General features: G+C 34.8%; 16 protein-coding genes. All 16 read right to left on the bottom strand.

The genetic code is table 11. From position 1 onward, the window contains the following. Positions 1 to 7: 7 nt before the first annotated feature. The 16 genes from AC4PID_RS14880 to AC4PID_RS14805 all read right to left on the bottom strand — a co-directional run bounded on the left by AC4PID_RS14880 (position 8) and on the right by AC4PID_RS14805 (position 14,790). A complete protein-coding gene (locus AC4PID_RS14880) occupies positions 8 to 1,159 on the bottom strand; it encodes an anti-sigma-I factor RsgI family protein (RefSeq protein WP_492132768.1) in 1,152 nt (383 codons plus the stop codon). Next, positions 1,140 to 1,637, bottom strand: coding sequence for a sigma-70 family RNA polymerase sigma factor (locus AC4PID_RS14875; RefSeq protein WP_492132767.1), 498 nt, complete (start codon positions 1,635 to 1,637; stop codon positions 1,140 to 1,142). Before AC4PID_RS14875 ends, AC4PID_RS14880 begins: the two co-directional genes overlap by 20 nt. Before the next feature lie 157 nt (positions 1,638 to 1,794). Further along, positions 1,795 to 2,307, bottom strand: coding sequence for a GyrI-like domain-containing protein (locus AC4PID_RS14870; RefSeq protein WP_492132766.1), 513 nt, complete (start codon positions 2,305 to 2,307; stop codon positions 1,795 to 1,797). A gap of 32 nt (positions 2,308 to 2,339) precedes the next feature. Continuing rightward, positions 2,340 to 3,356, bottom strand: a complete 1,017-nt coding sequence (locus AC4PID_RS14865; RefSeq protein WP_492132765.1) for a GGDEF domain-containing protein — start codon at positions 3,354 to 3,356, stop codon at positions 2,340 to 2,342. Between the two features lie 189 nt (positions 3,357 to 3,545). Next, positions 3,546 to 4,523: a MerR family transcriptional regulator gene (locus tag AC4PID_RS14860; protein WP_492132764.1), complete on the bottom strand. Its 978-nt coding sequence runs from the start codon at positions 4,521 to 4,523 to the stop codon at positions 3,546 to 3,548. 73 nt (positions 4,524 to 4,596) lie between these two features. Next, positions 4,597 to 5,667, bottom strand: coding sequence for a glycoside hydrolase family 5 protein (locus AC4PID_RS14855; protein WP_492132763.1), 1,071 nt, complete (start codon positions 5,665 to 5,667; stop codon positions 4,597 to 4,599). 460 nt (positions 5,668 to 6,127) lie between these two features. Beyond that, positions 6,128 to 6,526, bottom strand: coding sequence for a hypothetical protein (locus AC4PID_RS14850; RefSeq protein WP_492132762.1), 399 nt, complete (start codon positions 6,524 to 6,526; stop codon positions 6,128 to 6,130). Between the two features lie 871 nt (positions 6,527 to 7,397). Then, positions 7,398 to 7,787, bottom strand: coding sequence for a hypothetical protein (locus tag AC4PID_RS14845; RefSeq protein WP_492132761.1), 390 nt, complete (start codon positions 7,785 to 7,787; stop codon positions 7,398 to 7,400). A gap of 84 nt (positions 7,788 to 7,871) precedes the next feature. After that, positions 7,872 to 8,846 carry an NAD(P)-dependent alcohol dehydrogenase gene (locus tag AC4PID_RS14840; RefSeq protein WP_492132760.1) on the bottom strand — a complete coding sequence of 325 codons (975 nt, stop codon included), beginning with the start codon at positions 8,844 to 8,846 and terminating at the stop codon, positions 7,872 to 7,874. Between the two features lie 134 nt (positions 8,847 to 8,980). Beyond that, the gene (locus tag AC4PID_RS14835; protein WP_492132759.1) at positions 8,981 to 9,742 is read right to left on the bottom strand and encodes a hypothetical protein; all 762 of its coding nucleotides are present in this window, start codon (positions 9,740 to 9,742) and stop codon (positions 8,981 to 8,983) included. A gap of 209 nt (positions 9,743 to 9,951) precedes the next feature. Further along, positions 9,952 to 10,833, bottom strand: coding sequence for a carbon-nitrogen hydrolase family protein (locus AC4PID_RS14830; RefSeq protein ID WP_492132758.1), 882 nt, complete (start codon positions 10,831 to 10,833; stop codon positions 9,952 to 9,954). 395 nt (positions 10,834 to 11,228) lie between these two features. Then, positions 11,229 to 11,804 carry a helix-turn-helix domain-containing protein gene (locus tag AC4PID_RS14825; protein ID WP_492132757.1) on the bottom strand — a complete coding sequence of 192 codons (576 nt, stop codon included), beginning with the start codon at positions 11,802 to 11,804 and terminating at the stop codon, positions 11,229 to 11,231. A 142-nt stretch (positions 11,805 to 11,946) separates the two neighbouring features. Then, a complete protein-coding gene (locus tag AC4PID_RS14820) occupies positions 11,947 to 12,867 on the bottom strand; it encodes a Fic family protein (RefSeq protein ID WP_492132756.1) in 921 nt (306 codons plus the stop codon). A gap of 98 nt (positions 12,868 to 12,965) precedes the next feature. Then, positions 12,966 to 13,583, bottom strand: coding sequence for a helix-turn-helix domain-containing protein (locus AC4PID_RS14815; protein ID WP_492132755.1), 618 nt, complete (start codon positions 13,581 to 13,583; stop codon positions 12,966 to 12,968). 680 nt (positions 13,584 to 14,263) lie between these two features. Further along, positions 14,264 to 14,527, bottom strand: a complete 264-nt coding sequence (locus tag AC4PID_RS14810) for an MCP four helix bundle domain-containing protein (RefSeq protein WP_492132754.1) — start codon at positions 14,525 to 14,527, stop codon at positions 14,264 to 14,266. A 5-nt stretch (positions 14,528 to 14,532) separates the two neighbouring features. Further along, entirely contained in the window at positions 14,533 to 14,790 is a 258-nt protein-coding gene (locus tag AC4PID_RS14805) for a type IV pili methyl-accepting chemotaxis transducer N-terminal domain-containing protein (protein WP_492132753.1), read from the bottom strand. Positions 14,791 to 14,837: the final 47 nt, after the last annotated feature.

Here is a 14,837-nt window from a genome sequence, read left to right as displayed (position 1 = left end):
ACTTTATCTAATTACTTTTTCCATTGCCATTTGACTCTGATGTGTTTTGACCACCTGTTGAATTTTCTTGACCTTGATGCTCTGTACTACCTTGTGATGTGTTTGGAGAGGTTGCTTCTTCAGAAGTTGATTCATCAATATTTTCTTCAGTTTCCTCTGATGGATCTGGTTTGCCAACGGTATGCTGTTCGGTGTTTTGCTCAGTGTTCTGCTCAGTGTTTTGTTCTGTGTTTTGTTCTGTGTTTTGCTCTGTGTTTTCCAAAGTGTTTTCCTCTGTGGCTTGTCCAGAGTTCAGCTGCCTATTTTGCTTGTTGTTCTGCTCGGTATTTGCCTCTGTATATTCAGAAGTTGTGTTCTCTGAACTCCTTTCAGTGTTTTGTTCACGATTCATTTCATTACTGTTTTCCTTATTATCTTCTCTATTCTCATTAAATTGATTTTCATTAGTAGTTTCATTTTTAATTTGACCTATCATCTCTCTTATGCTCATGTTCATGTATGCTTCGGTATTTTTGTCCTGGTTCATCTCATTCAGTTGATTGATTAAGTTCAGTTTGCCAGATGATATACCGTATTCGTAGGCCTCTTCTCTAATTTTTAGCGTAGTTCGCTCTTGCTGTATTATGGCCGTTTTTTTAACTTCATTTAAACCTTGAATCAGCCCATTCTCTGAACGTTCTTCTAGTTGTTCAAATGAATCAATATTATTCCCTTTTACCTCTGTGGTGATTAAAATGATGTTATTACCATCATCCGAAATATAGCCATTATTTGCTGCTGCTATTACGACTGCTTTTACAGAGTTCTCTACATTTTTTCCGTTAACTGAAGCCTCATTTAATATAATTGCCCCTTCATCATTAAAAGCATATGCATCTACCACTAAACCAAAGACATTTACCCCAAGCTCTATGCTAGGGTTAATATCAATACTCAGATAATTGATCGGTGTTTTATATAACTTATAAGCACCAAAGCTGCTTCCCATGGTAACAATGAGCATGCACATAATTAAGGCTAATCGTCTTACGGGTAGAATTAGATTGACGTGTCTTTTTTTACCTAATAAAACTGCATTCAGAGCAGACTCTGTCTTACTTATTAGCGACGTTTCAGCATGTACTTGATTGAGTGCACTTTTAAATTTGGTATTCATCATCCATGCCCTCCAGTTTCTTTTTCAAAAGTGTTTTTGCCCTATGTAGATGAGAGTAAATGGTATTTTCATTCATTTTTAATAGCTCTGCCATTTGTGGCACCGTCAAATCTTCATAATAGTGAAGATAGATGACGTCCTTATACTTTGTTGGTAAAGATAACACCACTGTCATTAACTGATTTTCAGCGGGTTCCGCAAATGGCATTGCAATCGCTTCTACGAGGTCGGTTCTCTTACGCCAAAAGCTTTTTAGTACATCCTTGCAGGTATTGATTGTAACTCTAATTAACCATGCTTTTTCATGGGCATCATTATTAAAAGGTGTCTTGTTTAGAAGTAGTTTGATAAAAACTTCTTGAAAGACATCTTCGACGTCGTTTTGATCTTTGAGATAGACAAAGCAGATTCTTCGAACCATATCTGCATATTGGTTTAATGCTCGAGCTGCAACATCATCCTTATTATCAAGCAAGGCCATAATATCGTCCCCTTCTACTTATAAAACGATTGAACTTATAAAAACCATGCATTAAATAAAAAAAGATATGAAGGCATTTGGCTTCATATCTTTCTACATGAGATTTTATACTTTTAGTTTCATACTTTATTATCTTACATTAGTTTCATTATTTAGTTTATACGGATTGAACTGGAATCCAGATTTCACAATATTCATCTGTCCCTTTGGCTTTATAATACATTTCAAGTCTTGCACCTGTAGCGACTTCATATCCTGAACTTGGAAACCACTCTGAAAAAATCGTATTCCAAAGTGCTTGGACATGTTCAGTGGTTTGCTCAACTTGATATGGCTCAGTTGAAAAAATCGCCCACTTGGTAGCAGGAATTTCAATGACTTCATAATCTGAAGAATCGCTATTATCAAGTAATAAAGCACCTATCATATAAGGGAAAGACTCATCGTTTGTTTCTTTGTAGCTCATAACCGCATGAACCGGTAAAACACCTTCGTAATCGTCGAACACTTCAATACCAGAAGCCTTTTCTAGCTTTTCTACCGTCCCATTTGCAAAGCTTTCTTGCCAAAACTTTGGTACATCTATGAAATTTTGTCCATTTGCCATACTTATGATTCTTTCAACACCAAACATTTTAAATGCAGGTTTTTCTTCGATTTTTACATTCATAAGCTTACCTCCGCTTCTCTCTTATACCCAACTTATAATACAGTAATACGATTTTTACCGTTTTGCTTAGAAATGTACATCGCTTTATCTGCTCGTGTAACAGCTGTAACGATGCTATCCGCTTCACCAACCATCGTTTCACCTATACTGACAGTAATCCGTATGTCATTTGGAAAAACGTGATGGCTAATTAATTCTAGGATCTCTGTTGCTATATCGGCTTCTAACTCAGTGATAAGGAGGAACTCTTCACCGCCCCATCGCGAAAAACCAGTGTTGTCATACCTTAGCATGATAATTCTCGCGATTTCAACTAGAACTTCATCTCCTATTTTATGTCCAAAACTGTCATTAACTTGTTTAAAATTATCAATATCAAATAGGATGATTTTGAATTTTATTTTATGTCTCAAGTAATCATTGAAGTATTCAGTAATTTTTCGCCTGTTGTATAAATTTGTCAGAGAGTCTCTTTGTGCCAAATTTTGAAGCTCATTGTTCTCAGTGATTTCACGATCAATAATGGTTCTAATATACCTCAACATATAGAACATCGCTAAAAATAGAAAAATAGCTAAGGCAGATTCATAAAATGATCTTTTCTCTAAAACTCCAGATTCGACCAAATGACTGATTCTCACACTTTGAGCAATTAATATAGATAATGCGCCTATATCCGTAAAGTAAATCTGATACTTTCTAATATATAGGACATTAACAGAAACTAGAATTAGCGCCATCATGGCATAAAACTGGAAAGGCGTCGTATAACCAAATATAAGAAATAACCTGACGAACCCCAGTCCAATCATCAAGTTCAATCCAGTCTCATACTTACCAACATAGAGGAAAGCGAAAACAACACAAAATGCTAATAGTGATATCCCACCGATGATTACAGCACGTAGTGTATCCTCCAATATGAAAAATTCAGTTATAACAATCACTAAAATTGCAAGCATCATTACAATTACAAAGGGAAAGCTATATTCCGCTTTTTTTCTAATGAAGAAATCTTTGTCTTTATAATTTTTTATCAATCGATCCATCTAGATCTCCTCATTTCATAATTGATTTTAATAAGCAGAACTTGCATCATTGCATATAAAATTGGAAATGTGTTTCAGTCTTCTTTATGAATACCAATCATCTCTTGTCTATCCTATTAAATTATATAATAGTTTTTGCACACATAAAAGGCACTTCTCACGAAGTGCCCTAAATGAACTACTTATTATTTATTCCTCTTTCAATTTAATTGGAAAATATCGCTGCATTTGCTTATAGCCTAATCCTAGCTCAATTTCCCTATAAGCTGGATCTCTTCCATCCTCATAGAGATAAGGCATGTTAAACATCACATTCCTGTCTTCATCTATGCTGAAATTTGTATTTTCAATCCATTGACGCACTTTGCCTTCTACTTTACTAAGGCTCTCGTTATCTTCATCGATACTGACAGCCATTGCATACAAACCACCTTTAAAATCGATCAAGTCAAATGGTGCAGCCGCATCAGCATCAACGCCTTCATTAACAGCGCATATCCACTCAGCCTTATCTTCAACCGATAACAAGAAATCAAAGCAATCAAAGATGACAGGCTTATACAGATGCACCTTTTGCCATAGCTGATACATATAACCGCCATATTTAAACATGTCATCCCACGACTGAACGCCAACGGTTACTGCTTTAAAATCTGGAATTCTAACCACCATGATATCTGGAATCTTCTTGTCCAATCGGTCTGATATTTCAAGGAGTCGATTCACATTAGAAGGCTTTCCTATGTAGTCGATACTGGTCAACTGTGTTTCAATTTCCTTTGCTTTGGAATAAAGCAACTTGATATCTGAGTTATCCGAAAAGTTCACTTGCTCAATTTCATGAATAAAATCCATCACGATTTCTTTCAGTTCATGCAATAGCGCCACTTCATCGTCTATGCTTGTGACTTTCTTGCCCAGTACCTCTAAAACCACATCTGAACCCGATGCACTGAACACGCGCTGAATGTCTTTTATACTAATGTTCAGCTTTCTGAGAATCAGTATTTGCTCCAGTCTTCGAATCGCACCTTCATCGTACATACGATACGCATAATCGGTACTTCTTACACTTGTGAGCAGTCCCATATCCTCGTAGTAACGCAATGTGCGAGCAGTTACATCGTATTGGTTGGACACATCTTTGATCTTTACTAAGTTACTCATTTTCGTTACCTCTCTTCTAAATTATTATGTTCTAACCTTAGAATAAAGGATTACCCAAAGGAAGAGTCAATGCTTATCTAAATAAATTTTCTGCGAGTCCAAGATTTATTTTGGATGAATCTATTTCTTCTTCAGCTTTTTGCATAATTAGGCCCATCGCTTCCGATTGGAAGTCCCAATAATAATACCCTACGTTATCTTCGCTTAAAATAGCCTTCACATCCTGAATCCAGTTTAGAGCGCCTTTGTGATGATAGCAAGGATGTGTTAGTCCGATTTCTCCGATATGGACAGGAACGTCATTTTCTCTGCCAAACTGTAGTATATGGTTTAATCTTTTTCGAAGATAGTCAATATTCCTAGGTAGAGAAACACCTTCCTCTACCGGTTCAAGAATTGATTCATCCGGGTAGCTACCACCATCTGAGTTATTACCAATCCACCCTGCATACTGATGTGTATAATCAATGGGATCATAGAAGTGATAGTCATAGAGGATATTCTCCCAGTTAACTATTTTATAGTACTTGGGTGAATCCAAATCATCCCCTTTTCCATGACAGCCATACAATTTAGATACTACGATCAGATGATTCTCATCAATCTGTCTTATGCGCTCTATTGTTTTATCTAGTAAATCATAGTAGCTTTGTCCACTATGATCATCCGTAACAGGTACATTAAAAAGGTCGTAGCCAAGTAGCGCTTCTTCATCTTTATACCTTTCCGCAAACACCTGCCAAATCCCAATAAATCGTTTCTGTAATGCTTCATCGTACCAAAATCTAAAATCTTTACCATCTTCCTTATCAAGCCAGTCGCCACCATGAGGTAGAACCAATGCCAAAGTAACCAGTAGACCATTCTGTTTCGCATGCTTAATCTGTAAATCCAACCAATTTAGAGCTGTAGTATCATAAGTAAATGGTGTTTCATAAGGTTCGAAAAAGCTATGACGTATTAACAGACGAACGCTATTTGCCCCTAGCTCTGAAGCATACTTATATGCTGAAGCATCCACTCCCGTTTGTAAAATCACTTCGTTGGGCATCCAATAATTTTGAGTAAAGTTAAAGCCAACAAGTCTGATGGGTTCACCTGTTTTAGGATGGATCAATTGTCTTCCTTTTGCTATTATGTACATAAAATCGCCAACTTTCTTGCAAAAAATAATATACTTAATTGAAGATACTAAATAGGAGTCACTGTAAACATATGGTTCCTATTTACAACAACTCCTTTTAGTGAGATTAACATTTTTTTCTGGTAGTGTTTCAAACGCTTTCACATTTCCTTCATACAAATTTTGATATCTTTTGGATTTTGCAACAGCAACTTCATTCCATCATTAGCTTTTTGATGTTCCTTATCGCCCTTTGAAATGTTTCTATTCCATGATTTTAATCAGACTGAGATTCCAAATAATATATTTCATAAAGATCATTGTCATTTCATGTGATTTTATAAGTACTTAAATACTTCATATGAGCCTAAAAAGATTATTACTATTTGAATAACTTTGGTGATTAGATTAAAATTCTTGTGGAGCATTATTTAATCCTGCCCACTTGTTCTCATTATGTTCTATAATAAATAATAATCTGTTATCTGTTTTCTTTTTCTGGTGAATATCCCATTTTCACTTCATCAGACATCTCTTCGTTTGGATATGCAGGATGTTCATAAAATGGAATAAATTCGAAATTTTCTCGTGAATATGAAATAAGGGTAGTTCTTGCAGCATCCACAACTCCTCTGATTATACTCATTTCGGAATATATCATTTCAATTTTCCTCTCATTTGAAATATCAGGATTATCATAAACCTCTCTAGTTCTTGTACAACTTCTAGCGACTTGAAAGTAGATATTATAGTGCGTTTGCATTTGTGTTTTCATATTTGATTTTAGTTCCCTCTTGCTAACCAGTTGAAAGATAGCAACAATTATTGAAGTAATCGTTATAACAGCACCTAGAACATTCATTACATCAGAAAAATTCATACTATACTCCTTTTGTCTTTTGATCAAAATCAAGTTTTTTCTATTACAATCAACTCAGTAAAATATTTTGATTCTATTTTTTATATTAACATATTGTATCTTTTTCTATTATAATAATATTCATTAATATCATAAATATATATTACAATATTCAAATGACTTTATTTTTTTATAATCAATAATACTTCTATACTCTGTTTAAATTACTCCAACTATCCCTTATAGCGAATTCATCAATTATTATCATTAACCTACAAATTCCAAAGGATCGTTCAAACATCAATGTCAAATCTTGAATTAATGAGTTCTTTTATCAATTTTGATATTTAGTAATAATTTCCATCAAAAGTAGAGAGTGCTAAAATCAGCAATAATACGCTAATCTTTATTATTTTATCATTTATGTTTATGAAAATGCTGTTGAATCAATTCTCAAATTTAACTTCTAAAAAATTCAAATCATATCTTAACTTTTCTTTTGAGTTCATTAAGGCTATGAATAATGAGCAATCTCCCATTAAACCAACTTCACCTATTTAACTCCGTGTAGTATATCATCTTCTTTCCACATCATTTCAAAATGATACTTCTATATAATAAACTCTATTGATCTTGCATTTTTTTTAAACAAATGCAAATTTTAAAAAATTATATTCAGTTACATCTGTCAATATATTCAATTCAGATTATAGTTAATAATAGATTACAAAATCAAAGCAATCCCGAACTTCATTATTAAAAAAAATATATACTATATTACTATAAATTTTATAAAAAAAGAGCAGTAATATCAACTGCTCTTTTGGTTTATCTGTTACGTATTCACTATTCTTCAGGCAGCGCTTCAAAATCTTTCTTCTTGCCTGGTCGCTTATATGCCCAATACTTCCTTCCACTCAGCAAGCTCTGCTCGATCCTTGTTTGTCACATTCACGAAAGAAACTCTTTGAAACTTTGACAACTCTTTTTTTATCTTGCCAGCTAATTTAAGCACTTCACCATTTTGGGTGGTGTTTGTGCCTCTAATGATTTCATTCAGTGCCCCATCATTGATGGTGATGACGATGGTCTCTTGTTTATAGGCTTCTAGCTTTCTTAAAAGTATCAGTAATGCGTTTACGCCTACAACTGCTGGTTTCATATATTCCAAATAAACAGACTCTTCTTTAATCACTTGATCGTCTTGAATCAAGCTGTATCTAACCTCAATGTCCTCGCCTTCATATAAAGTTGAAAATGCAGCCATATATGCTTTAATCATCCTTATTCTCCCTTGTCTATAATATAGAATTATATAATAGTTTAAATATCAATATTCATAATCCACTTACTCTATTATACCCAATCACTCCTCAATGACAATCAAAACCTTTCCCAAGTGCTCTCCGCTGGCGTAGTACGTCATAGCCTCTCTCCCACTGAGTAGAGTGAAGCGACGTGGATCTATTATTGAAGTTAATTTTCTCTCTTCATAAAGCTGATTGATCTCAGGCAAATTGCGATTTGTACTAAGCTGAACACAATTGTACTTTCTACCATACTTTTTCTCTAAGGATTTAGAACCTAACAATATGCGTATCACTTTAAGCATATCGCCACCAATCGTGATGTACATGCCATTATCATTTAAAATCTCGGCATACTTACTGAGTGGCTTATTGGTTTTACAATCGATGATTAGATCATACTTGTCGGCTTGTTTGGTAAAATCCACTTTCTTATAATCCATAAAAGCATCGTATCCCAACGAAAGTAGCATTTCTCTTTTCACCTCTGCATCTATCCCTGTTAAATGAACGTTGAGGTCACGAAGCATTTGAACCGCATAGGTCCCAACGCCGCCACCAGCGCCGTTGATTAAAATCCGCATCCCATCTCTGATCTCACCAAAATCATAAAGCGCTTGATAAGCAAGCATCCCCGCTTGTGGAATAGCCGCTGCTATATCAAAGGGCATGCTTTCAGCCATATGACAGAGATGCTTTTCAGATGTAGCGATAAATTCAGCAAAACCACCGAATTGATTGTTACTCAGATCACCATAAACGCAATCCCCTATTCTGAACTTCGTCACATCACTACCGACCGCCACTACAACACCCGCCACATCAGAGCCGAGGATTTGTAGCTTAGGTTTAAATAGACCAGCTTGCATTCGATTGACAAACGGGCTACCCTTTATCATGCCTAAGTCCCCATCGTTTATCGATACCGCTTTAACTTTAACTAAGACTTCATCTTTTTTGATTCTTGGTGTTGGGAGTTCTTCAATGGTTAAATTTTTAAGTGAGCCATACTTGCGGTTGACGAGTGCTTTCATTTTTCACCTGCTTTTTCAAAAATAAACAAATTAGTATTATCTATGATTATGCCATTAAAAACTACTATCTTAACAAAAGAATAATCAAAACAAACCGTAATAGCAAGTTTAAGTCTAACAAAATAGTGCTTTTACTATAAAAAACCAACTAAAAACGCCGTTAGTGGTGCAAATGCACCTTGAATATTAGCAACTACAATGATCATCGATAAAAGAGCTAGCCCAATTGAACTATTTCCAACAATAAAATTAAACTTATCTACAACGCCCCACTTAGCAGGTCTTATACCAGACTGAATCGACTTTGCGTTTTTTAGCATCACTTTCCAGCGGTTTATAGCTATGCCAATAAATGCACACATCAAGATGAAACTTTTAAAAGCTTTATTACTATGAAATTCGACACGCTTTTCCATTTCATTCAGAATTGGTGTAGGAATAACGCCATCACCTGCTTGTATCCAGCCACTAAAGGCTTGCTGAAGTGTCAATTGCATCGAATCACTATAGGATACATGACTATTCTCAGTATCTATTGATATATCTTGTGTATTCAAATAAGCTAATTTCAAACCCTTTAACGGATTAATGGTGTTAGATGTATTAGCGATTACTAATAACAGCATAAACAATCCAACAAAGATACATATACTCATAAAATATAAATTGGCTTTCTTTTCAAAATGCCATTTTATATTCGCCTGTTTGGGTGATTTTCTTAACTTTAACCAAAATCTAAACCCTAATCCGCCAAATAAAATCAACAGCATACCACTCAACATCACCATAATGGCATGATAATTGGAATAATCGAAGATAATTCTCTGCATAGTGGCATTTGGCTGCACACTCAAATCAATTATTTCTTTTAAAGCCTTTTGAAATTCTATCAACACAAACCTCCATATAACTCAGTTATTCGTCAGAATATATATATGATCTAACGTGATAGGTTTATCATAGAGGTTGAATATTACAAAAGAATAAATATATGCTTTACGAATTTCTTACGTTTTATTTGTTTATAAATAAATTATGGTTCTAATGGCTAATGCTTCTATTATTTCTATTACTTCTATTACTTCTATTACTTCTATTACTTCTATTACTTTCTATAATCCTTCCTAATAAAAGGGGTTTCTATCCTTTCACTGATTAATAGCTTGTATTTTTGTGGGTGTCGATACGCATTTCCATGAACCTCGCGTTCTCTATAATCACGGATTTCTTCAAGTGGAAACTCTGCCATAAATATACCTTCACTTTCATCTGCTTCGATGATCAGTGTATCTCTTGAAGCATTTTCAGTGGGTTTATAAGCAATACCATCAAATGCAGTTGAATGGCCATTACAATCCGGTTGACCCTTCGGATAATTCACAGTTGCTATCCCCACCATGTTCTCATACGCTCTCCCACGTAGCTGTGAAATACGATTGATCTCCATAGGACACGCATTGGGTACCAATATAATTTCTGCACCTTTTAACATGAGAATTCTAGCACTTTCAGGCATTTCTCGATCATAGCAAATCATCGCACCGATTTTTACTGGTCCGATCGAAGTATCTAGCTCTGTCACGTAGAAATCATCTCCTGGTGTCAATCGACACTCTTCTCCAAAATCACAAGTGTGTACCTTGGCGTATTTAAGCGTTTCACGACCCTGACGATCGATCAACATCAAAGTATTTCTCGGTAATGGCTCATAAGATTCAAGATAAGTTAAACCTATAGCTATGTTAAGTTCTTTTGCAAGGTTTTTAAACGCCAAAATAAAGTCGCTACTATCGTCTATAGAGATGCTTCTAAGCTTATCTAAATCTTCAGGAATATAGTAACCAACGCTCCACATCTCTGGAAACAAAGCGATATCCGCTCCCATTTCCTTCGCTTTTCTGCAGTAGTCGATGCCTTTTTGTAAATTCTCTTCTATACTTTTTTCTGGTAACAATTGCATTAATGCCACTTTTAGATGTTGATTCATGTTTATCCCCCTTTTTAAACTCACGATATGATTGATTTTTGCTTTATGATTGGTTTAAGCATAATCCAAATTATTAACTTTCTTATATTTTTATACGGATTATTTAAGTTGATTTATATTTTATTATATTTCTTTTACTAATTTTATCATAATCGTTATTATTAATCTCAACATAATCATTATTATTAGTCTTAACATAATCATATTATCTCATAAGTTTATAACTCAATAATAAACATTGTCTGCCAAGTCCACAGAATATAAAGACAAACAATAAAGTGGTTAAATAATAATCTTGCGGTATCGAGTCCATAGAATTTACTTCAATTTTTTTGCTGCTATATAAAAAGCTACTTCTCATAAATGTATGAAAAGCAGCTTAAGGTGATTCATTCCTATTTAAGTAACCATATGAATACGATCTCTATGATCAGTGTTAGCATACCCGCTAAAAATGCCAGAAAAATCTTTTGATAAGGTCTTTTCCCCTCTTCTCTAGCTTTTGAAATTTCATCTAGTCTAGCACCTTCAGTAAATGCGATAATCTCTTTGTAAGTTTGTACATCGAATTGTTTTTTCTTCTTTTCTACTAGGATTGAAACATATAAAGCCAAGCCTGCTAGAACAACCCAAATGCCTACGCCCACATACTTAAAAAAATGAATCAGTGGAATGGGCGTTACCACAACCGCAACAAACAAAATGCCAAATACCTGAGCTAATTTTTCAAATTCTTTTCTGTCTTCCAGTTTAATTTGCTCTTTCATATACGCAATATCTCCTTTGATTAATTGATCTAAGGAAATCTGAAATACTTCGCTCAGAAGGACAAGACTGTTAACATCCGGATAGCTCTTATTATTTTCCCAATTGGAAATGGTTTGTCTTGAAACATAGACTTTATCTGCCAGTGTTTCTTGAGATAAGGATAACTCATTACGATATTTTTTAATCTGTTTTCCAAGTTCCATATTTTCACCTCCTTTTCTCTTTCACCTTAATTAAATTTGACCTATACGTCTATCAAAGGTCTTTTACTCGCGGTTAAATGAGACTGTAATTGTGTGTCAAAGTCTTTTGACATTGGCTTAAAGAGTGGCTTATAAATGCTTATTATTCCAACAAAGATAACCAAAGTTGCTCTGATTCAATTTCTGATTCAGCAACAAACTCGATAAACGGATGATAATCCATTGTAGTATGAGCATAGTCCAGAACTTCATAATATCGAGAACGATTCTCTTTTTTTATTATTATTGGTGTATATCCATTTTTCATCAGTTCAAAGTTTAGTAGGAGCCTTGACGTTCTTCCATTTCCGTCAACAAATGGATGAATTTTTACAAACTCACCATGAAGCAAAGTTGCTCTTACTATCGGATGCAATCTATGCCACTCTTCTTTATATTCCAAGATTAGGTTTTGCATCAATAAGTCAATTTCATGATATTTGGGCGGAATATGAACAGCACCACCAATCACAACATTTTCCATTCTGTATTTACCTGCATTCTGATTATCAATTTCCTTGAGTATCAGTCCATGAATGCATTTAATGTTCCATTCGGACAATAATTCCTTGCTTTCGATCAGTTCCTCTATAAATAAAATTGCCTCCCTGTGGTTGATTGCCTCTAAATGCTCCACGATGCTTTTGCCACCGATTGTTATGCCTTCAAGAACTACCTTTGTTTCAGACAAAGTCAATGTATTGCCTTCAATAGCATTACTATTATATGTCCATTCAATAATCAGTTTTTCACGTAAAGAATCTGATAATCGCTTTGAAAATGGTCTTTTTTGATCAATCATCATTTTCATTTCATCAATTTTACTAAAATCATATAAAATGCCTTTATATGATTTTTTTAGACTTAACCTGGCATCAGACGGCTTTGTAGACTCATAGGGAATTGACCAGTTTCGACCGATCTTCACCGCACCTTCAATTCGTCCTTCCGAACACAGTGCGCGTATCCTTCTATCGCTAATTTTCCACTTCTTACTTGCTTCAGATATGCTAATATAACTCATTAGAAATCACCTCATAAATATAATATACCGATATCGGAATAAAGTAAACATCATTCCGATATCGGTATAAAACAAATTGCCCTGAAGCATATCTGTTATCAATCTCCGTATAAAATATGCTTTATATTCCTATTGATTTCGTTTTCAGCTAACCCTTGTTGAATCAGTGGCTGTATGACCTCTCGACTTTCTCTTGTATGAGGTAACTCGGAAGACAACTTATAGGCTTTATCTTCATATCCCGCCTTCAAATACAGAAAACACAGGGTAGCACGAATGGTAGCCTTTTGTTTTTCGTTGATGGAAATTGGCAATCCTCTTTCCATTAATTGGATTGCCTCATGTGTTTCTCCCTTTAGTGCAAGTGTACTGGCAAGCCCTAATATCATCCCAGGCTTATTGGGATGAATCAAAAGTGCATCTCGATATACTTTTTCAGCCATCTCATACTCTTCTTTTCTTTGATGATCAACGGCTTTTTTATGAATTTCAAATCTCATTTTCTTAGCACGAATGGCATCCATCCCCACCAATAAATCTATACTGGTTTCAAAAATGTTAGCCAGTGCAGGTAAAAGCGTTATGTCAGGATAAGACTCTCCACGTTCCCATTTAGAAACACTCTGCGTCGTTATCCCTAAATGTTCCGCCAAATCTTCCTGTGTAAAATTCTTCAAAATACGATATTTCTTAATATTCTCTGATAAGTATATCATAGCACCCTCCTGATGGCTTATTTTATTAAATCATACCATGAGCACTAGTAAATACAATAACGCAATAGTTGTGCTTAACTCAACTGGAATTTTTACTTGAAATTCTTATTAGTTGTAGCTTGAATTATAGTATTATAAATGCTAAGTTCATAAAAATACCGATATTAGAATATTTTAGTAGATATTCTAATATCGGCATGAAATAAGCTTAGATTTGATTCGGTGACTACTTAATAACTTTGGAAAATCTATAAATACATTAAATTTTCACAAGTTTCACCACGCACTCCACATGCCTTGAGTAGACAAAATGATGTCGTTGGAACCTATAGGGGCCTTGGCGGAAGGATATTTTTCTCGAAATAGGATCATAATAATCCTTTTTTTCGAATCCTAACCTCCGCTCTTTTAAGATCAAAAGGGACGTCATTTCTGTTCGGCATCTAGTAGTGCTGCTATAACTTTACCAGTTAGTAAAAATTGTGCGCAATAAAACTTTCAAACTTGTAGTGGTTTGAGAGCTTTATTCTGAACAATTATTCAATTGTCATGATAAAGTCTTTTCCATTATTAATCCGGATTTAAAGTGCACAGTCGCAGTTTTTTCATCAATAACGACAATCCGATCTATCATCTTACTCAGTAATTGCTTTGTTAACACGTCATCATTGAACTCTTCTTTATCTCCAAGGTTTACTATTAGAGCAGCTTTTGTTTTGATCAAATACACTGTCGAGTCGGCATGCAACCATCTCATTGATGTCATTTACATAGGAATCGACTTCGCGATTAATTTTCTCACACGACTTCTCATCTGGAATAGTTCTTATGATACTAAGAGATGCCGGTTTAAATGCCTCTCGCCACTCTTTGGATATGGTTTCAAGTCTAATCGCTGTTTGTGGGTGATCAACTGAAATTGAATCTGCACCTTTTCCATTCAAGAAGATTAAAGTGTTCTCAAATTCGTCAATTTTAATTTCAAATTTGAAGCTAGGTGCTCTTCATGGACTGGATCATTTCCAGTTGTAATTTGATTGGAGAGATGAGCCATATTGTAACTCAACATTCGCAGTTTTCCTGCTTGATTGATAATATTGGCGTCGTTTTCCATGTCCTTATAAGTGCAAATATTAATAAAAACTATGGCGAGTGCCAGAGTAACTAAAATTCCGTGTGTTAGTAATAATTGATTCTTAATTTTCACAAAGCCACCCCTATTATTTAGAAAAGCAGCCCCAGACACTGAGGCTG

The sequence above is a fragment of the Fusibacter sp. QWL-12 genome, assembly GCF_058683495.1.
This window is presented reverse-complemented; position numbering and strand designations above follow the sequence as displayed.

Coding starts and splice junctions, on each gene's coding strand:
- AC4PID_RS14880 (WP_492132768.1), bottom strand. CDS start 1,159: ATGATGAATACCAAATTTAAAAGTGCACTCAATCAAGTACATGCTGAA.
- AC4PID_RS14875 (WP_492132767.1), bottom strand. CDS start 1,637: ATGGCCTTGCTTGATAATAAGGATGATGTTGCAGCTCGAGCATTAAAC.
- AC4PID_RS14870 (WP_492132766.1), bottom strand. CDS start 2,307: ATGAATGTAAAAATCGAAGAAAAACCTGCATTTAAAATGTTTGGTGTT.
- AC4PID_RS14865 (WP_492132765.1), bottom strand. CDS start 3,356: ATGGATCGATTGATAAAAAATTATAAAGACAAAGATTTCTTCATTAGA.
- AC4PID_RS14860 (WP_492132764.1), bottom strand. CDS start 4,523: ATGAGTAACTTAGTAAAGATCAAAGATGTGTCCAACCAATACGATGTA.
- AC4PID_RS14855 (WP_492132763.1), bottom strand. CDS start 5,667: ATGTACATAATAGCAAAAGGAAGACAATTGATCCATCCTAAAACAGGT.
- AC4PID_RS14850 (WP_492132762.1), bottom strand. CDS start 6,526: ATGAATTTTTCTGATGTAATGAATGTTCTAGGTGCTGTTATAACGATT.
- AC4PID_RS14845 (WP_492132761.1), bottom strand. CDS start 7,787: ATGATTAAAGCATATATGGCTGCATTTTCAACTTTATATGAAGGCGAG.
- AC4PID_RS14840 (WP_492132760.1), bottom strand. CDS start 8,846: ATGAAAGCACTCGTCAACCGCAAGTATGGCTCACTTAAAAATTTAACC.
- AC4PID_RS14830 (WP_492132758.1), bottom strand. CDS start 10,833: ATGAATCAACATCTAAAAGTGGCATTAATGCAATTGTTACCAGAAAAA.
- AC4PID_RS14825 (WP_492132757.1), bottom strand. CDS start 11,804: ATGGAACTTGGAAAACAGATTAAAAAATATCGTAATGAGTTATCCTTA.
- AC4PID_RS14820 (WP_492132756.1), bottom strand. CDS start 12,867: ATGAGTTATATTAGCATATCTGAAGCAAGTAAGAAGTGGAAAATTAGC.
- AC4PID_RS14815 (WP_492132755.1), bottom strand. CDS start 13,583: ATGATATACTTATCAGAGAATATTAAGAAATATCGTATTTTGAAGAAT.